12 protein-coding genes are annotated in these 18,570 nt (G+C 60.4%); 5 read left to right on the forward strand and 7 right to left on the reverse strand.

What is annotated here, in order from left to right:
- Positions 1-37: 37 nt before the first annotated feature.
- Both CKV91_RS03615 and CKV91_RS03620 read right to left on the reverse strand, forming a co-directional pair.
- On the reverse strand, positions 38-1,312 hold the full coding sequence (locus CKV91_RS03615; RefSeq protein WP_081659118.1) for an ABC transporter substrate-binding protein: 1,275 nt from the start codon (positions 1,310-1,312) through the stop codon (positions 38-40).
- A complete protein-coding gene (locus tag CKV91_RS03620) occupies positions 1,305-3,629 on the reverse strand; it encodes a hypothetical protein (RefSeq protein WP_155944913.1) in 2,325 nt (774 codons plus the stop codon). Before CKV91_RS03620 ends, CKV91_RS03615 begins: the two co-directional genes overlap by 8 nt.
- Before the next feature lie 720 nt (positions 3,630-4,349).
- On the opposite strand from CKV91_RS03620, the gene CKV91_RS03625 reads away from it, so the two are divergent.
- On the forward strand, positions 4,350-4,631 hold the full coding sequence (locus tag CKV91_RS03625; protein WP_021106025.1) for a hypothetical protein: 282 nt from the start codon (positions 4,350-4,352) through the stop codon (positions 4,629-4,631).
- 255 nt (positions 4,632-4,886) lie between these two features.
- Here CKV91_RS03625 and CKV91_RS09350 read toward each other — a convergent pair whose 3' ends face one another.
- A complete protein-coding gene (locus tag CKV91_RS09350; RefSeq protein ID WP_021106024.1) occupies positions 4,887-5,240 on the reverse strand; it encodes a hypothetical protein in 354 nt (117 codons plus the stop codon).
- A gap of 159 nt (positions 5,241-5,399) precedes the next feature.
- On the opposite strand from CKV91_RS09350, the gene CKV91_RS09750 reads away from it, so the two are divergent.
- A complete protein-coding gene (locus tag CKV91_RS09750) occupies positions 5,400-10,466 on the forward strand; it encodes a DUF6531 domain-containing protein (RefSeq protein WP_231933834.1) in 5,067 nt (1,688 codons plus the stop codon).
- Positions 10,463-11,170: a hypothetical protein gene (locus tag CKV91_RS03635; protein WP_021106022.1), complete on the forward strand. Its 708-nt coding sequence runs from the start codon at positions 10,463-10,465 to the stop codon at positions 11,168-11,170. The genes CKV91_RS09750 and CKV91_RS03635 overlap by 4 nt, the downstream gene beginning before the upstream one ends.
- Positions 11,171-11,212: 42 nt before the next feature.
- On the opposite strand, the gene CKV91_RS03640 is transcribed toward CKV91_RS03635, so the two are convergent.
- A complete protein-coding gene (locus tag CKV91_RS03640; RefSeq protein WP_021106021.1) occupies positions 11,213-12,676 on the reverse strand; it encodes a GuaB1 family IMP dehydrogenase-related protein in 1,464 nt (487 codons plus the stop codon).
- A 262-nt stretch (positions 12,677-12,938) separates the two neighbouring features.
- Here CKV91_RS03640 and CKV91_RS03645 point away from each other — a divergent pair, with 262 nt between their 5' ends.
- Together CKV91_RS03645 and CKV91_RS03650 are read left to right on the forward strand one after the other, a co-directional pair.
- Positions 12,939-13,793, forward strand: coding sequence for a bifunctional methylenetetrahydrofolate dehydrogenase/methenyltetrahydrofolate cyclohydrolase (locus CKV91_RS03645; protein ID WP_021106020.1), 855 nt, complete (start codon positions 12,939-12,941; stop codon positions 13,791-13,793).
- A 104-nt stretch (positions 13,794-13,897) separates the two neighbouring features.
- Positions 13,898-14,242: a DUF3017 domain-containing protein gene (locus CKV91_RS03650; RefSeq protein ID WP_021106019.1), complete on the forward strand. Its 345-nt coding sequence runs from the start codon at positions 13,898-13,900 to the stop codon at positions 14,240-14,242.
- 304 nt (positions 14,243-14,546) lie between these two features.
- On the opposite strand, the gene CKV91_RS03655 is transcribed toward CKV91_RS03650, so the two are convergent.
- From CKV91_RS03655 to purU, 3 genes are all read right to left on the reverse strand, one after another.
- A complete protein-coding gene (locus tag CKV91_RS03655) occupies positions 14,547-15,902 on the reverse strand; it encodes an aldehyde dehydrogenase family protein (protein WP_021106018.1) in 1,356 nt (451 codons plus the stop codon).
- A gap of 461 nt (positions 15,903-16,363) precedes the next feature.
- Entirely contained in the window at positions 16,364-17,347 is a 984-nt protein-coding gene (locus tag CKV91_RS03660; protein WP_065860877.1) for a malate dehydrogenase, read from the reverse strand.
- A gap of 181 nt (positions 17,348-17,528) precedes the next feature.
- Entirely contained in the window at positions 17,529-18,440 is a 912-nt protein-coding gene (gene purU, locus CKV91_RS03665; protein WP_095141074.1) for a formyltetrahydrofolate deformylase, read from the reverse strand.
- Between the last annotated feature and the right edge of the window lie 130 nt (positions 18,441-18,570).

The following is an 18,570-nucleotide window of genomic DNA, read 5'->3' on the forward strand; positions in this document are numbered from 1 at the left end:
CACCTCGTCTGCCAGCACAAGATTCTTGAGGTACACCTCACTTCATGGCTGACACCCAAGTCGCAGCACCTTGTACGGTGGTGAGTTGAACCATCTGGGCAGCAGGTCCATTCGAGCTCGCCTCTCGGTCAGGTGCATCCGACCGATTCACCAATGGCAATTTGGACATGTCAAGGTTGGATAGGGCAGTGCGAACTTCGCCAGCCTTGTTGGAATCAGCCTTCACGCTTGCTGCCACGAGGGCCACAACAGCGTCGTGGGAACGTCCGTCGGCTTCACCGGAATACGTCTCGAACGATTTGGATGGATCAACCGCTGACTTCTCCTCGGAGGTTGACAGATGGGTGAGAGCTTCGGAGAAGGCACGAGCCTGCTCATTGCCGTCAGCACTCACGGCCTGCACGCCGTGGGAGGGCATGCCCACACTGTAGATCTGGGTGGGGGCAGCACCGTCACGTACCAGCGCCATGGTGCTTACTGCCGAGGTCGCATTCGGCCCGAGGAAGATTGGTGCCGTCACTCCTCCGGCACGGAGAGTGGTAACCATGGTGGGGGTGTTCGTAGCGGTTTTGGCGGTTCCGAGGTCCTCGATGTATACACAGGTCTTGGGGTTCTTGGCGAGGTTTTCGACGAATTGCTTGGTCACTTGCCCTCTGCCGTCAACGGCAATTTCAGTCGTGTCAGCGTCTTGCAATCCGGAACCGTGGACTGCGAACCGTCTGCATCCAAGTTCAGCGGCCTGGGCGTTGATGAGATCCTTCTGTTGGGACATGGTGGGTATCCCGAACCAGGTGCCCTCAGGCGCATTGTCCGGAGCCGTCGCGTAGGGGAAAATGATAGGAATACCGGCACGGCTGGCTTCCTTGGCCAGTGCGTCTGTGTGGGATCCACTTGTGGCCGCAACGATTCCTGTAACTCCAGCACGCTTGAGCGACTCGACGGCGTCCTTGGCCCCTTGGCTGCTTCCCTTGTCGGAAACGACTTGGATTTCGATTCCGTGTCCGCCCTGAGCCAGACGCCACATGGCAACTTGAGCCCCATGGGCGTTGCCGATCCACTCCCCGCCCTGACGAGGATTCTCGGTGTGCGACACGACGAGCCCGATGCGCACATGTCCTGGCACGCTCCCCAGGCTCAGCTCGATTCTGGCACCCTCGTAGGGTTTAGGAGGTCGCTCATCGGGGGAATCATGGCCCTTCCACACGAGTAATCCGGCAACGAGCGCACAGATGACGATTACTGCGATCACTGCGAAGACAACCGCCACTCGCCTTGGTGACGAGGGTTTCTGCTCATCCTTGACGTCACTCATGGGAAGATCCTTCAATCCGTGCGCTCATCCACTTGGCTGGTATCGCACCGCCACTGGACTCGATCGTCAACGGCTGCTCGAGACGTGCAAGGCTAGCCCTCCTAACTGCATCATCCACTTGGGCATCCCCGTAAACCGTGCGTTGGGTGGACTGGGCGACATGGGTCTGGGAGTTGGCGTCGGCCATTTTGCCATCGGCCACCTTGAGGTAGCCAGCAGAGGTGCTGATGGCCCCGAGCAATCCATCCCCGCTGTCGGTGTGCTGGCCAATGTCGTCCAGCACGTGGGCGATGTCACCAGCGAGTAGCCCGGACACTTGCTTGGTGTCGGCGACAGCTCCATCGGCAGTCTTCATTGTTTCTGCAGAACGTGCTTGCATGGCCTTGTTTGTCTGGGCGGACAGGTGATCATTGGCGGTGGTCATCCGCCCATTGGCCATCGCCACTGTACGCTCACCAACGGCAGCCACGTGTTCAGATTGTTCGGTGAGATCGTTGCGGAACGCCTCGAACATCTGTCTTGAGGCATGCTTACCGTTGCGACGCACCGAGTTGACGTTCTTGAGCGAGGCCCCCAAATTGTCCGTCAATTGCTTGTCAGCGCTTTCCCGCGTGCTGACGACAAAGGTATCCAAGTCGGTGCCAAGCTCGGAGAGCTCACCACCCACTGCCGAGGAGTACCTGTCCAGATCCTTCATCTGCCGATCAAGGATCTCCATCTGGTCATTGATGATTCTGACATGTCTAGCGAGAGTGACGACACCGGCGTTCCTCTGTTCCTGGGCCTTGTGGAGTTCATCACGCAGGTTCTTCAGCGCAGTATCAAGACCATCCAGGTTACGAGCCACCCGGGAACCAGCTTGGCTTGTTTCGGGGTGGTGCAGCTCCGTCTGCTCAACGAGTTCGGCCAGACCCGAGCGCATCTGGGAGTTGGTGCTCTCCAAGCTGTTCTCCATGCGCCTGAGGTGATGCCGACCCGCGAACGATGCATCGGGTCCGGGGTCCACTAAGGGGCACTTCGTTGTCGAAACCATGTCGAGCAGTCGGATCCCCTCCCTTCTATCAATGGAACCCGGGGTGGGGTCCAGAGAATCCTTGAGGGGAGGCTGGGTGGGAGTCATGGTTGAGTCGTTCGTGCCGGGACTCGGAGGCTCCTCATGCGCCGGTCGGGTCAAGCCGGAAGCCAGACAGAGCTCACGCTTGACGGCCCTGATCTGCTTGTCCTGGCTATCCGCGGAGGTGAGCAGATCCTGCGATTTTGCGTGGATCCTGTCTAGCTCATTGCGAGTTGCGGAGATACCAGCAGTCACCGTATCCAATGCCAAGTCTACCCTTTTCAGGCTTTGGCCATAGGCCTGCGGGGAGTCCTTTGACAGATCGGCAACGGAAAGCTGCAGATCCTCGAAATTCGTCTGTAGCTGCTGCACCTTACCCAACATCTTGTTCTGGGAACCTTTGCGCAGCTGTTCAGCAAATTGTGCGTTCTGGCCGGTGAGATCCTTGATTGCCCCATTCAATTGCCTCTTCTGAGCATACAGGGCGCAGGACAGTCCATCAGGATTGGTCGTGCACGACTTGGCGTCGGGATCCTCGGGGCCGAGCATGGTGATCAGATCGGTAACAACCATTTTCTGGCATCTGTCACTGGCTGTGGATAACGCGTCCAGCCGAGCGGACAATCCACGTATGACGCTAAGGACTGGCTGATTGGCGAGGTTGTCAGACTCCTGTCTAACTTGCGTAACCTCGCGTTTCTCTGCTTCCGCCGAGGAATAAGTCTTCTTGCTGGCGTGGACTTTGCAGGTGTGGGAATCCACCGATACCTGAGGCGCGCTCGACTTCGGGTCTCCGAGAAGCCCCTTCATCGTTGCAGTGCTCTGGGCGAGCTGACCAGAGATGAGAGATCCTGTTTTCTGGTAGGCAATGCTGGTTTGTCCAGCGAGCTGGGAGATGGTTTTGGCCGTGGCCTCGGCATTGGCCGCGATGCGCATATCGGATGACTTCAGGTCGCTGATCGTCTTGTTGCCGATGTTAGATCCAGCTTCGTTGAGACGTTGGGTGGCCAGCTGGATGGCTTTTCCGGATTCATCGAGTACCTGGGTGGTCTCAGTCAGGGTTTTGATGGTGGACACGACGAGGGCGTTCTCATCCTCCGTGTTGGCGTCTTGGACGCCGAACCCAGGTGTCACGGCCAAGTTCATCGCTGGTACGTGGAAATCGTGGGCATTGACTACCAAGGAGAAACGGGCCACGGAGCCTAGCGGCTCGACGCCAGTGAGCCCAGCCCACTGCACCACGGTCCTGCCGTCCTTGTCCACGCCGACGACGCCATTGCCAGCGGGATCGGTGTGCTGGTTGCGGCTCGCCGCAGTGACGACCTTGGAGGGATCCATGTCGTCCAAAGTGACGCTACCGGCCATGGTCATGGGTGTGGAGACCAAGGCTTCGCGGGAGATTGAGCGTCCGTTGACATCAGCGTTCACTGTTTCCAGACGACCAGTGGTGTTGTAAATCGTGACGTCCATGCCGACCTCTCCGTCGGCTCCGGCAACGAGTGACGGATCCGAGGACACCTTGCCGTCGTGGGAATAAGTCACCATTACTCGAAAAGGCATGTGAGATGCATTGGCCGTGGGGGGTAGATCAGCTCCCGAAGAGGAGCTCATGCCGGTGACAGCCCCACGCTGATCGATCGTTATCTTGACACCAGTCGATTCCGAGTCGGCGGCGGAGCTGCCCAGTGCTGGCCCGGGCTTCGTCAATGACAGAGCAGCACAGCCGCAGGCGATGACCGCAGCTGTAGCTCGGCACCAACGATTGGTTTGTCGCACAGTTTCCACAGTTTCTTCTTCCGCGTGTCGTATTCAGACCATCCAGAACGCGGTACGTCTTGTCTGAGTGGTGAAGTTGTGATTCAGTCTAGAGCGTGAGATGCGCTGAGTACCAACCGCGTTGAATACCAACTACGTTTCGTGGAAGGCGATAGCGTTGCTCATGCAAGTTGGACCCTACAAGATCCCATCTCAGGAGAGTGTTCTATGTCGCGTGTTCTGTCTACCGATGAAGCCAAGGATTCGATTCGTCAGATTCAGTCGATCATCAACAATGGTCTGACCGAGCAGATTACGGCCTTGGACCAGCAAGGTCAGGTTCTGTCGACCCCCGATGTGTGGGATGGCCCATTGGCCGAGCAGTTCCGCAGTCAGGTGTGGCCTGAGACCCGTTCTGCCCTGGAGAAGGCCAAGGCGCAGCTGGAGGAGTTGCGATCGAACCTGGACAAGATCGCCACCGATATCTTCACTGCTGGTGGAGGGCAGTGAGGTAGTTCATTCGATCTGGTGGGGTGGCTAGCCACCCCACCAGACTCCACTCAGACATTGGTGAATGACCAATGAATTCCTAAAGAATATTTGGTGAACTTATTTGATATTTTCAGAAGCCTAGAAGTTGATAGGTTTCGATGTCAATGTTTGCCTAGATTTCAGATTGTGTTCACTTGTGATGGGCTGGCGTCACCATTGCGTCATCGTCGCATCTACGGAGAAGTGGTGATCGTGTGATGCTTGCAGCATTCGTCATCTATTGTTGGGAAGGTTTCCATGGTTGACCTGAATGGATTGGGTGACTATCAGGATTCTGTGAATTTTGATTCGGGCGTGGCAATCGAGTTCGCGGCTGCTTTGCGTGAGGCTGCATCCAAGGTGATGACGTTCGATGGTGAGCGTGGTCATGCTGCGAGCATGGCACTGGGTGAGTTCCAAGGTTTCTTCTCGCAAGTGTTCAAGAGGAACATGCAAGTGGCTTCTGAAGATGCGGCTGAGTTCGCCGCTGCCTTTCGCGAAGCTGCCGATGAGGTGGATTACCTTGCTGAGGAAGCGCGTAAGGAGGACGAACGCCGCAAGGCAGTGCGCGACTATGCGTCTCGTCATGACAGTTGGTGGGAAAAGCTTGGAGACAAGATCCTCGGTGACGAGGAGTTCGATCCATCAATCCTACCCAGGGCAACGCCCCCTGAGAAGCGTTTCGTGTCTGTCGGGAAGGTATCTGTGCGGCAGACCGATACGGGGCTGAGAGGGCCCTCTGGTGGGGTGTCCAGCGCGATTCCAGAGAGCTTGTCGGGAGCGGCGAGGGAAATTCATGCTGCCAACCAGCAGGTGACGCCTGCTGGGGTGTTGGAGACTGATTACGAGACCTTTCGTGCGAAATGCCAGTATGGTGACTTGGATGTTGGTACGTTGTTCAGTCATTACCGTTGCTGGGTGGGGTACAACAATGATGATGTGACGTGGCTGGAAGCGGTGGCGAAGGCGTTTCGTGCTGCTGGTGGTTCCGGGGTAATCTCATTGGCCGATGCGGCGCTGGATGCTGCGTTGCAGTCTGCCGGAGTGAATCGGGACAGAGAAGATCTGAGGGTGGACTCGCCTACGCTGGGTGGTATTGATCCCACGACGGGTTACATTGAGGATCCGGTGAACTCGGCAACGGGTAATTTCGTGGCTCCCGAGACAGACTTGGATTTTGGTGGGGTCAGTCATGGATTGGTGTTCTCCCGGTTGTACAACTCAACCTTGGCAGCAGCCTTGACCGAGAGCGAGGTGCCCCTGCCTGGTGGAGTGTTGGGGCCGGGGTGGGCTTCCACGGTCGATCAACGGCTGCTCATCGAGTCTGGCCAGGTTAGGTGGGTTCGTGGGGATGGCCGCCACATCATCTTCCCGCACACTGCTACCAGCAGCATCACCAATAGCACTTCAGCCTCTGCCGATACCGCTTCTGGCAGTGGTGAGTCGCCGGTGTGGCGTGCCGAACGTGCCAACATGTGGGTGTCACAGTGTGAAGGCGCCGATGTGACTGGCTTCGATGCAGCTGGACTATCTGGTCTGGTGTGGCAGGTGTCTGACAACGAGGGTGGCCGGTGGATCTTTGATGCCGATGGCAATTGGCTGGCCGCTGGTCATGGACCAGTCGACTTGGTGTGGGTCGAGCGCGTGGACGGTGTGATCACCACGTTGCGCTCTGGGTGGGGTCGTGCGTTGAACTTCACCTATGAACAAGGGCGTCTGACCTCGGTGATGGCTGGCGATGGTCGGCAGGTGTTTTACGACTATGACTCCCAAGGGCGCCTGGCCGTGGTAAGGCGTCCTGACGGTGTGTGGCGTTACCAGTGGGACGGATGGTTGCTCACCGAGGTATTGGACGGTACTGGTGTGGTGCAGTGTGCCAACACGTTCGATTCGCTGGGCCGCATCCGGACCCAACTGGTTGCCGGTGGCCATCAGACCCGCATGGTGTATCTTCCCGGCGGGGTGACGGTTGCCGATGACGGTGACGGGCACCACTCTAACACGTGGATCTCTGACGCGCGAGGCCGCACGGTCGGTATCATCGACTGCGATGGGCAGCGCACCTCGATGCTTTACGACGCATTCGGCAACATGATCCACCTCACCGACCGGGCTGGTGCGGTGACCCGGCACAGCTATGATGGCCGGGGTCGACGTACTCGTACCCAGTTGGCCACCGGCGGAGTCATCGAATACGGCTGGGACGACTGTGACCGGCTTGCCACCGTCTCAACCGACGGCATGACACGACTGCGCTTGGAATACGAGGGACTGGACCGTGACCCAGTGCGTGCAGTGGACGCCAAGGATAACGCCACCGCCATGTCATGGAGTCAAGGCCTACTGCGTGAATTGGTGGACGCGACGGGTGCCAAGGTTGGATTCGACTATGACGAGTTCGGCCAACTGTCGGGTGTGACCAACGGGGTTGGTGACACGTGGCGAATCCTTCATGACCAGGCTGGACGGATTCGGGAGACGATCACCCCGTTGGGGTACCGTACCGTGTTGTCGTATGACGATGCTGGACATCTGGTGAGTCGGGTCGATCCTGATGGTGCGCACTGGGTCTACAGCTATGATCCAGCCGGGAATCTGGAGACGGTGACCGCACCTGACGGTGGTCAGACGAGCTATACGTGGTGTCCTGATGGCCAAGTGGCTTCGATCACCGATCCAGCAGGTGCCACGACGACGTATGCCTATGACGGGCTGGGTGATCTGTCGGCAATCGGGCTGCCCGGCGGAGTACAGTGGCAATTCCTGCGTGACGCCATGTCCAGGCTGTGTCAACTCACCGACCCAGCCGGGGGCCGGTGGCGTGCCGACTATGGCGTCAATGGTGACATCACCTCAGTGGTTGATCCGACCGGGGTACGCCAGTCGTTGACCACCAAGGGGCACCAAGATCAGGTCACCAATGCCACCGGACGGGTGGTGGCCGCTCGTACATGGGACGACTATGGTCGGCTCACCTCCACCACGGATGTGTTCGGTGCTACAGAACGCATCGACTACGACGAGTGTGGCCTGCCCACAGCCCTCACCGACTCCACTGGCGCAATCACCCGGTTCGATCATGACGCCGCAGGTCGGCTGACTACCGTGACCAGCCCCGGCGGGCTTGTCCACCGCTATGATTACGATGCTACCGGTCGGCTCGCCACCATGACGAATCCCGCTGGAGCAACCACCCATTACCACTATGACGCAGATGGCCGGCTGACCACCCGCATCGACCCGACCGGTGAGACCACCTGCCACAGTTGGGATGCGGCTGGACGCCTCATCCGCACCACCATAGGTGATGTCGTCACCTACAGTGCCTGTTATGACGCGTGTGGTCGGCCCATCCGTATCTGGGACCCTGTCGCCGCAACCCGTCACTTCACTTGGGACGCGGCCGGCCACTTGATCTCCGCGGTCGATCCGACCGGTGGTGTACATCGTTACGCTTGGGACAAGCGTGGGCGTTTGGTCATCTGCACCGACGCCACCGGTGCCTTGACCACCTATCGCTACACTGATCTGGATCAGCTTGCCGAGATCACCCACCCCAATGGAACCACCACCAAGTACACGTGGGATGATGCTGGACATTTGACCAGTCACACGGCCCCTGATGGTACCACCACTGGCTACGAGACGATCGACGGTGTGGAGGTCGTCACCATCAACGGTGAGATGTCCACCCGCACCAGCTGGGACATCAATGCTCATACCCTCCACATTGCCGACCACACCAACCCCGACGTCCCACAGCGCCACACCATCACTTTCGACTCGCGTGGACTGCCCCTGACCCACATCACCACCAACGATGACGATGTGGTGGATCATCACGAGTGGGTATGGGATTCCGACAGACGTCTCATCCGTGCCGACGACACTCATTCAGTCGTGTCCTATCGATACCGCCCTGATGGCTTGCCCGGCACCATCACCCATTCGCGTCTGGGTGTCGTCGACTTGGATTGGGACGTGGCTGGGCGGTTGGTTGACGTTCGTACCCCTGACCACCATGATCACTGGGACCACGCCGCTTCCACTCACAGCGTCGACGGTGCCACCACCAGGATTCGGCGGGACGATCACGGACGTGTCACGGGTCTCGATACTCCTGCGGGTGCCTACCACTACGGCTACGACCACAGTGGATCCCTCGTGGATGCCGTTGGTCCTCGTAGTCATCACAGGTGGGTTCATGACGCGGTGGGACGTTTGTGTTCGCATAGCGTCGAAGCTGAGGATGGCTCTCATGCTGAGACATGTCACACGTGGGATTCTGCCGGTCGTCTCGCGCGCACCGTCAACCGTACTTGTGACGACGCCGTGACGGAGACTTGTTATAGCTACGACCAGTGCGGACGGCGTGTCAGCGCCACCAGCAGTGATGGCGGTAGACGTGACTACAGCTGGGATGGGCGTGGCTGGTTGGCTGGATACACCGATGTCAGTCATGATGTCATCACCCACGTCAATGCCTTGGGCAATCTTTCTGACGTCACTGCTGATGGTCGGTGTGTGCATGTTGATTGGGATCTGGTCACTGGCGATCCCACTTCCATCGGGGGCCGTCCGGTTCTCCCGGTGCCAGGGGACCGCACCTTGGGGGTCATGTCCGGTGGGGGTGCCGATTTGTGGCGGGCCACCACACCCATCGAATCTGCAGATCCGTATCAGCCGGTGTTTGACAGTGTTGCTGGTCTGGACGACACCATTGGTTTCGTGGGCGCGGCATTGAGTGTTGCTGGCCATCCGTGGTGGGGCGTGCGTCTGTATGATCCTGCCACCTCCGCTTTTCTCACGCCCGATCCTGCCATTCCCCCCTCAGGTGCGCTCTGGGCCAGCAATCCGTACAACTATGCCGCCAATGATCCCCTCAACCTCATTGATCCCACCGGATTGCATCCGGTCACCGATGCTCAACTCAATGACCTTGCCCACAGCATCGATACGCAGGGCTGGTGGAACCGCAACAAGGACTACGTCATTGCAGGGGCTCTGATAGCGGGCGGCATCGCGCTCACATTCAGCGGTGTCGGTACTGGAGCTGGTATGGCACTCCTTGTAGGAGCCGTGAGCAATGCTGCGATCGGTGCCGGATCGACGATTGCCATAGAGAAGCTGTCTACTGGCAAAGTGAACTGGTGCGATGTCGCATTGGCCGCAGCTAGCGGAGCTTTCACTGGTGGATTTGGGAATTGGGCTAATACTGTTGCCATCAACGCATCAAAAGGTGCTGTTGCAGGACTTCGCACTATGGCCAGTGTCAATGCATCTTCAGGGGCAATAGCATCAGCCATTGATTACACTGTTGAACCCGGGGAGAAAACAACCCGAGGATACTTAGGGGCCATCACTTCTGGGGCAGTCACGGGAGCAATTAGCGGTACTGCTGATGTGGCGGGAGGCAGTATAGCCAAAACACAAAGAGTATTTAAGAATCGACAGTTCACGGCGACCTCGGCTCCAGCAAAGGCTGCTAAATATGCGATCACATTCGGAGCTTCTGCAAGCGGATCGGTCGTGGATGATGTTATTAGTGGGAAACAGGTCTCACCTGCTGGAGCGGCCTTTTCGGGTACATGGGACACCTTATTGTCGGTAACGGTGAGTTCCAAGTTCTCATCTCAGCACAACGTTGTCACTATCAAGAACTCAAGCTTTGGCGTTCGTACGCTGCATGGTCTGTTCGAACCCAGCGGGAACAATGCCAAACTTCTTTGGCGTGGAATAGCAGAGGATGGAGCGCTAAACGTCATAACAGACCCCGTCAAAGCTAAAGTGGGAGGCATGATCGGGGTATCATGAAGAAGTATCTCGTCAAGGATTTTTACATCAGGATCGTGGTCACTGTAGGCACCATGATAGTCACGCTGATTCATCCAGCGATCCGTGGCAATTTACCACAGTTGGAGTCACGAATGGTGATGTTTTCCATAATTGCTGCGGCGATGTTAATACTTTTCTCTATCGCAGGAGTCTGGTCAATTGGAGCATTCTTCATGTTTTCTGCGTCGACTAGGTTCCTTACCAACGTCAGGGGAAGCACCGTCTCCCCCTATCTGTGGGTCGTAGAGCTCTTGGTTTTCACGATCACATGGGCTCCTGTGATGCATCAAATGGCGTTACGTCGCTGTGACGCCATGCTTGGCGATGATTGTGGCAACGCTCCAACGCGCCAAGCACAGCGATATCTCATCCCGTCGTATGCATGTATATTGATCTTGATTCCCTTTTTTGGGATTTTCATCCCAGAAGCATACATGGTTTCTCGAGATGAGATTGTTCAAAATCTTGTCATAGGGATATGCTTGGGCTGCGTTCTTGGTCTGATGACCAATGAAGCCGTGCTGGACAATGTGCTGATGATAGCTGTTCCAGCTGTGGCTGCATTTGTGCTCAGAAGACGTGGATTCAGCGCATATACTTTTACGTCAATGGTATTTCTGGGGAGTCTTGTCACGTCATGCATCCGGAGGTCACCCTTGGTGTTCGAGTCTCATTACAGATGACCATTCGATCATGGTGTGTAGGTGAAGGATGAGTTTCCCGAGTCACGCCCAAGACGATGCCACGGGGCGGCCTTCCTCGTAGCCCGACGGCGACTGGACGCCCACCACGGCCTTCTCGTGGAACTCGACGAGGTTTCGTGCGCCGGCGTAGGTGCAGGCGGAGCGCACTCCCGAGGTGATGAAGTCCAGCAGATCCTCCACCCCCGGGTGCTGCGGATCCAGGTACATCTTGGACGATGAGATACCCTCCTCGAACAGTGCTGCCCGAGCCCGGTCGAAGGCCGAACGTGACCGGGTGCGGTGCCGCACGGCACGGGCCGAGGCCATGCCGAACGACTCCTTGTACTGCCGCCCCTGTGGATCGACCTTCATCTCGCCGGTGGACTCGTGGGTTCCGGCGAACCAGGATCCGATCATCACCGAGCCGGCGCCAGCCGCCAGGGCGAGAGCCACGTCACGGGGGTGACGCACCCCACCGTCGGCCCAGATGGACCCGCCTGCCTCGGCAGCGGCGTCGGCGCACTCCAGCACCGCGCTGAACTGTGGACGTCCCACCCCGGTCTGCATGCGGGTGGTGCACATGGCTCCCGGCCCCACGCCCACCTTGATGATGTCGGCACCGGCCTCCAGCAGGTCCAGGGTGCCGCGTCGGGTGACGATGTTGCCCGCCACGATGAGGATGCGGCGGCCGGTACGGGCCTCGAACTCGTCACGTACCTTGCGCGCAATGCCCAAGGCCTCGATCATACGATCCTGGTGACCGTGCGCGGTGTCCATGACGAGCAGGTCGGATCCGGCCTCCAGCAGCGCCGTGGCACGTCCGGCGACGTCACCGTTGATGCCCACCGCGGTGCCGATCATGAGCTGGCCGGACGGATCGACGGCTGGCGGGTAGATCGCGGTGCGCAGCGCCCCCTTGGAGGTCATGATGCCGATGAGTCGTCCATCCGGGTCCACCGAGACGGCCACCTTCTGGTGGTGATCGGCCAAGGAGGTGAAGACGTCGTCGGAGGTGGCGTCGGGGCCCACCGTCGTCATGTCGCTGGTCATCACCTCACCCACCTGGGCGAAGCGATCGATCCCATCCGCCTCGTCGGGGCTCACCAGCCCCAGCGGACGCCGGTCGTCGTCCACGACGAGCACCACACCGTGGGAACGCTTCTGCAGCAGGTTCATGGCCTGCCCCACCGTCATCTGCGGATCAACGGTGATGGGGGTGTCGAACCGGGTGTCGGCGTCCTTGACCCGGCGGATGGATCGGCACACGAAGGGCACCGGTATGTCCTGGGGCAGCACAGCGATCCCGCCTCGCCGCGCCACCGTCTCGGCCATACGGCGGCCCGAGATGGCCGTCATGTTGGCTACGACGATCGGCAATGGGGTGGCCAGGCCATCGGTGGAGGAAAGGTCGACATTCATCCTCGATCCGACCGACGACCTGTTGGGGGCCATGAAGACGTCGCTGTAGGTCAGGTCGTAGGTGGGTTGATCGTTGAGAAAACGCACGAACCCATTTTGACACGGTGAGTGGACGTCGAATCGAGTGGTCACCGACGACGATGTTCTGCCGGTCGGTCCGGACGTCATTCGGGCTCTGGTGATCCTGGAGCGAAGTCCCCCTGGTACGAAGTCTCTGGTGTGTCGGAGTGCAGACGCACAGCCCAGATGGCATGGAAGGTTCTGTGACCAGAACGTGGCCAGGTGGCTCGGCGCAGTCCGGACGTGGAAGGATGGACCTGTTCCTGCCACGGCACTCAGGAGGACACCGATGACTGCTCAGAAGCTCGACGGGAGGGCCACTGCGGCCGCGATCAAGGCAGAACTGGCCGAACGGGTCACCGCGCTGCGGGCCAAGGGGGTCGTGCCCGGTCTCGGCACCGTGCTCGTGGGTGACGACCCCGCCTCACACCAGTACGTCGGTGGCAAGCACCGCGACTGCGCCCAGGTGGGTATCGAGTCGATTCGCGTCGATCTGCCCGCAGACGTCACCGCGGACCGGCTCGAGGCCGAGATCCGCGGACTCAACGAGAACCCCGCCTGCACCGGATACATCGTCCAGCTGCCACTGCCCGAACACATCGACACCAACTGGGCTCTGGGGCTCATCGACCTCGACAAGGACGCCGACGGCCTGGCCCCCAACTCGCTGGGGCGTCTCGTGCTCAACGAGCCTGGCCCGCTGCCCTGCACCCCGCGAGGCATCGTCGAACTGCTCACCCGCCACGGCATCGAGCTTCCCGGCAAGGAGGTGTGCGTCGTCGGACGAGGCACCACGGTGGGACGTCCGCTGGGACTGCTGCTCACCCGGCGCATCGAGAACTGCACTGTCACCCTGTGCCACACCGGTACCCGAGACCTTGCAGCGCACACCAGGCAGGCGGACATCGTCGTCGGTGCCGCTGGCCGGCCCGGACTCATCGATGCCGACATGATCAAGGATGGTGCGGTGCTCGTCGATGTCGGCGTCTCTCGGTCGGCGCAGGGCAAGATCCTGGGTGATTTCGCCAAGGACGTCTGGGAGAAGGCTGCGTGGGTCTCGCCCAATCCCGGCGGTGTTGGCCCCATGACACGCGCCATGCTGCTGTCCAACGTCGTCGACCGGGCCGAGCAGCTTGCCCGATGAAAGGGCCGGACGAGGCCCCAGGGGACCGGGCTGCGCCGAGTGGACTGGGCACGGGAGAGGCTGACGCCGATGTGCCCCGTACCGCCAGCCAAACGCGCCGGAGCATGAACCTGGACGACCAGCACGACGCGTGCGATGGGGCCGAGGGCGGTGTGAGCACCCCGAAGCGATCCGCCTCGGCCCACGCACGGGAGTATGACTCGCCGTGGGCGCTGACATGCGTGCTCGCTGGGGTCGTGGCCTCCATCATCACCACGGCCACCGGCCATTGGCTCGGTGGCTCGATGATCTTCGCGGCGAGCGTCATGGGCGCTGGACTGCTGCGGCTGGTGTTGCCAGCGCACTGTGCGGGGTTGCTCGTGGTACGACGCCGATGGATGGACGTGACGATTCTGCTCGGTCTGGGGGCCGTGATGATGCTCGTCACCCTCCTCGTACCATCCAACTGATCGTACCACCCAACTACTGCTCACCGCCTGCTGGGCACGGTCGGCGCTCCACGCCTGGCTGGGGCTGGCGCTGTCATGAGAGCTCCCGACACGCTTCTGCAGTCCCGGTGCAGGCCTCCGCGCACAATGCGCCAGGTGCCAAGGCGTGCGGACCTGTCGACATGGATGGGCTGGTGCCATACGAGATGACACCAGCCCACAGTGGTGATCGGTTCGGTTCCCCCGAAGCGGCGACCATGGGTCGCACGCAAGCAGATACTGCCCCAGGTGGAGCCCGTGGCGGGGGTGGAGCCCGCGGTGGGGATCAGGACTCGAGGACGCAGCGGCGACGGCGTGCGAAGCTTCGAGCCGAGGTCAGCCCCTCACCGGTCGGGCCGGCGATGGTGAAGGTGGCGAATCCCTCACCGTCGATTCCGATACCTGCGAAGGACGGGCCGTTCTTCACGAAGATCGTCGTCTGGATGCGGCGGGCCATCTCGTCCAGTCGGCGCACGTCGCGGGAGTGCATGACGGCAGTGTGTCGGTTGCCGTGTTCCAGATCGACGGCCATGTCGATTCCGGTCTCGTAGTCGGTCACCGGCACGACCGGCACGACCGGCATGAGCATCTCCACCTGCACCAGCGGATCCTGCGGATCGGTGATCATGGTGACGAGCTTGACGTCGGGCTCAGCTTCGATTCCTGCGGCGGTGAGGATGTCGTAGGCATCCTTGCCCACCCACTCGGTCTTGGGACGGGTCAGCTCCTCATTGAGGATCATGGTGCGCAGCTTGTCGATCTGCTTCTCCTCGCTGATCACCTGGGCACCCGCCTTCTGGAACTCCGCCATGAAGGTCGGCAGGGCCTCGGAGACGATGATGATTTCCTTCTCCGCGGTGCACGGCAGGTTGTTGTCGAAGCTCGCGCCGGTGACGATGTCGTGGGCAGCCTTGGCCAGGTCTGCAGTCTCGTCGACGAGGACGGGCGGATTGCCCGATCCGGCGCCGATGGCCTTCTTGCCGCTGGTGAGCACCATGTTGACGATCTGTGGTCCGCCAGTGGCGACGAGCATGGAGATGTCACGGTGGCTGATGAGCTTCTTGGTGTTCTCCACCGACGGGGTCGAGATGATCGTGATGAGGTTCTCCGGGGCACCCGCCTCCACCATCGCGCGGTTGAGAACGTCAACCAGCCAGATGCTGATCTTCCTGGCGCGTGGGTGAGGGCTGAAGACGACGGTGTTGCCGGCGGCAAGCATGCCGATGGTGTTGCAGATGATCGTCTCGGTGGGGTTGGTCGTCGGCGCGATGGCTCCGATGACGCCGTAGGGGGCGTACTCCAGGGTGGTGAGTCCGGAATCGCCTTGCAGGGCCTGAATGGTGAGGTCCTCGATGCCGGGGCTGCGGGTGGCGGCGTAGTAGTTCTTGAGAACCTTGTGACGGGCATTGCCCATCTGGGTCTCCTCGACGGCCGACGTGGCCATGAAGTTCAGAGCCTCATCTGCGGATGCCGCCTTGCGGATGGCGTCGATGAAGGTGCTGCGCTGGGTGAGGGAGCACGACGAGTAGGTTTCGAAAGCCTTGCGTGCAGCGGCAACTGCTGCGTCGACATCATCGAAAACACCAGTTGTCGAAGGCGATTCAGAAGTAGTATGGTTTTTTGGTTCGACAATGGTGGACATGGTAGTTCTCCAAGTGCTGCTGAGATGGTCAGGTGACGGCCACTGCGCCGCTTCCTGTGGATGCTGTTGAACACAACAGTACGAATTTATTGTCAGCAAAGCTAGGATTTGCGCGGTTTTGGGCCGTTGGTGCAGTTTTCTGCCGTAAAGTCATGAACAAATGTGCAGCGAAAGACCATTTGTGCACCACTGGGCCATGTCATGAGTTCACCGAAGGAGAATGCCGCCTGATGAAAAAATGAGCGATTTTCTCACGGTGAAATGTCGTGTTGCAGGTTCTGGTCACAGCACGGCGGTGTGCTGCGTGATGTCGCTGTGAGGAGATCCTCGTTCTGGCAGACATGTGCCAAGTAGGCATGTGACGTGCGAGCCCCGGAGCTCCAGGTGGTGAAGGTTCTGGACATGGCAGTGGGGAGCGCCCGGAAGGCGCTCCCCACTGAATTCAACGAGGTGTGGTTTCCTCAGATGAGTCCGAGCTCACGCACGGCGTCGCGCTCGTCGGAGAGCTCCTTGGCGGAGGCGTCGATCTTGGCGCGGGAGAAGTCGTCGATCTCCAGGCCCTGGACGATGGAGGGCTTGCCGTCGGTGATGGTCACCGGGAAGGAGGAGATGAGGCCCTCGGGCACACCGTAGGAGCCGTCGGACTCGACACACATGGAGACCCAGTCGCCCTCCGGGGTGCCGAGCATCCAGTCGTGCATGCACTCGACGGTGGCGTTGGCTGCCGAGGCGGCCGAGGAGGCGCCACGGGCGTCGATGATGGCAGCGCCGCGCTTGGCAACGGTCGGGATGAAGTCGTTCTCGATCCAGGACTGCTCGACCAGCTCGCTGGCCTTCTTGCCACAGACCTCGGTGTGGAACAGGTCGGGGTACTGGGTGGAGGAGTGGTTGCCCCAAATGGTCATGTGCTTGATGTCGTTGACCGAGGCATTCACCTTGCGGGCCAGCTGGGTCTTGGCGCGGTTGTGGTCCAGACGCGTCAGGGCGGCGAAGTGGTCGTTGGGGATGTCGGTGGCGTTGGTGGCGGCGATGAGGGCGTTGGTGTTGGCCGGGTTGCCGGTCACCAGCACCTTGACGTCGTCAGCGGCGACCTCATTGAGGGCCTTGCCCTGGGCGGTGAAGATGGCGCCGTTCTTGGACAGCAGGTCGGAACGCTCCATACCGGCCTTGCGCGGCATGGCACCGACGAGGAAGGCGGCGTTGGCGCCGTCGAAGATCTTCTTGGGATCGTCGCCGATCTCGATGTTGACGAGGTTGCCGAAGGCGCAGTCGTCAAGCTCCATGACGACGCCCTCGAGGGCCTTGAGGGCAGGGGTGATCTCGAGCAGACGAAGCTCGATGGGGGTGTCGCCGAGCAGCGAGCCGGAGGCGATGCGGAACAGCAGGCTGTAGCAGATCTGCCCGGCGGCGCCGGTGACGGCAATCTTGACAGGGGCGGTGCTCATGAGGTTCTCCTTGGAGTCGTCGATGACACTTGTACCCACGACTGTACCCGCAGCGGCTCGCTCGGTGCTCGCCGGGAGGGTATTTGCACCGGTGTGTCAACCAAACGTGACGTGAGATGAGCGGATTTGCGGCCTGGCGCGGTTCCGCCGGACGATCGACACGAGGCTCGGCGCTCGAGGGTCAGCGGAACACCACGGTACGGCGACCGTCCAAGAAGGTACGGTGCTCGCAGAACAGTCGCACGGCCTCGGCGAGGGTCGTCGACTCGGTGTCCTGACCCACGGCCGTGAGTTGACGCACGGTCTGCGCGTGGTCGACGCGCTCCACTCGCTGCTCGATGATCGGCCCCTCATCGAGGTCACCCGTGACGAAATGTGCCGTGGCACCAATGAGCTTCACCCCGCGCTCGTGGGCCTGCAGATAGGGGTTGGCCCCCTTGAAACCAGGCAGGAACGAGTGATGGATGTTGATGCACCGTCCCGACAGGGCCTCACACATCCGCGGCGAGAGGATCTGCATGTAGCGCGCCAGGACGACGAGCTCGACGTCGTACTCGTCGACGACGTCGAGCACGGCAGTCTCGAAGGCGTCCCTGGTCTGCCTGGTCACCTGCTGCCAGGCGAACGGGATCTGGTGGAACTGCGCGATCGGCTCGAGGTCGGGGTGATTCGCCATGACCCTGACGACGTCGATCGGGAGACGACCGGTGTCGCGATTGAAGAGCAGATGGGACAGGCAGTGCGGCGCTTTCGTGGCCAGGATGAGGGTGCGCATGGGGCGTCCCAGCCGGTCCACCCGGAGCTGGGCGTCGAATCGGGTGGCCACCTCGCGCAGTGCCTGCTCGATCACGGTGGCGGATTCCACGCCCTCCACCTGCAGACGCATGAAGAAATTGCCGGTGTCGGCACTCGCGAACTGCTGCAGCTCGGTGAGGTTGCCGCCCGCCTGAACGCAGGCCCCCGTCACCGCATGCACGATTCCGGGTCGGTCTTGGCAGGTCCAGGTGACGACCAGCTCGTCGGTGTCGGTTCTCGTGTCAAGCTCGTCGGTGTGACAGTGGGCAGATTCGTCCGTGGGATGCGCTGTAGCCATGTCAGTGACGATACTGGCCCCGGACTTGTGGTGGGGAAGTATCACCTGGCGTCTGGCGGGCGTGGGGTCGCTCGATGCGGCGTACCATCCACCGGGGAAGATTTTATCTTGATGTCGAGATAGTTGCGAT

It is taken from the genome of Cutibacterium granulosum (assembly GCF_900186975.1).
GTDB classification, from domain to species: domain Bacteria; phylum Actinomycetota; class Actinomycetes; order Propionibacteriales; family Propionibacteriaceae; genus Cutibacterium; species Cutibacterium granulosum.

Coding starts and splice junctions, on each gene's coding strand:
- CKV91_RS03650 (WP_021106019.1), top strand. CDS start 13,898: ATGAACCTGGACGACCAGCACGACGCGTGCGATGGGGCCGAGGGCGGT.
- CKV91_RS03635 (WP_021106022.1), top strand. CDS start 10,463: ATGAAGAAGTATCTCGTCAAGGATTTTTACATCAGGATCGTGGTCACT.
- CKV91_RS03615 (WP_081659118.1), bottom strand. CDS start 1,312: ATGAGTGACGTCAAGGATGAGCAGAAACCCTCGTCACCAAGGCGAGTG.
- CKV91_RS03625 (WP_021106025.1), top strand. CDS start 4,350: ATGTCGCGTGTTCTGTCTACCGATGAAGCCAAGGATTCGATTCGTCAG.
- CKV91_RS09350 (WP_021106024.1), bottom strand. CDS start 5,240: ATGACGAGACGCATAGTCGCGCACTGCCTTGCGGCGTTCGTCCTCCTT.
- purU (WP_095141074.1), bottom strand. CDS start 18,440: ATGGCTACAGCGCATCCCACGGACGAATCTGCCCACTGTCACACCGAC.
- CKV91_RS03655 (WP_021106018.1), bottom strand. CDS start 15,902: ATGTCCACCATTGTCGAACCAAAAAACCATACTACTTCTGAATCGCCT.
- CKV91_RS03660 (WP_065860877.1), bottom strand. CDS start 17,347: ATGAGCACCGCCCCTGTCAAGATTGCCGTCACCGGCGCCGCCGGGCAG.
- CKV91_RS03645 (WP_021106020.1), top strand. CDS start 12,939: ATGACTGCTCAGAAGCTCGACGGGAGGGCCACTGCGGCCGCGATCAAG.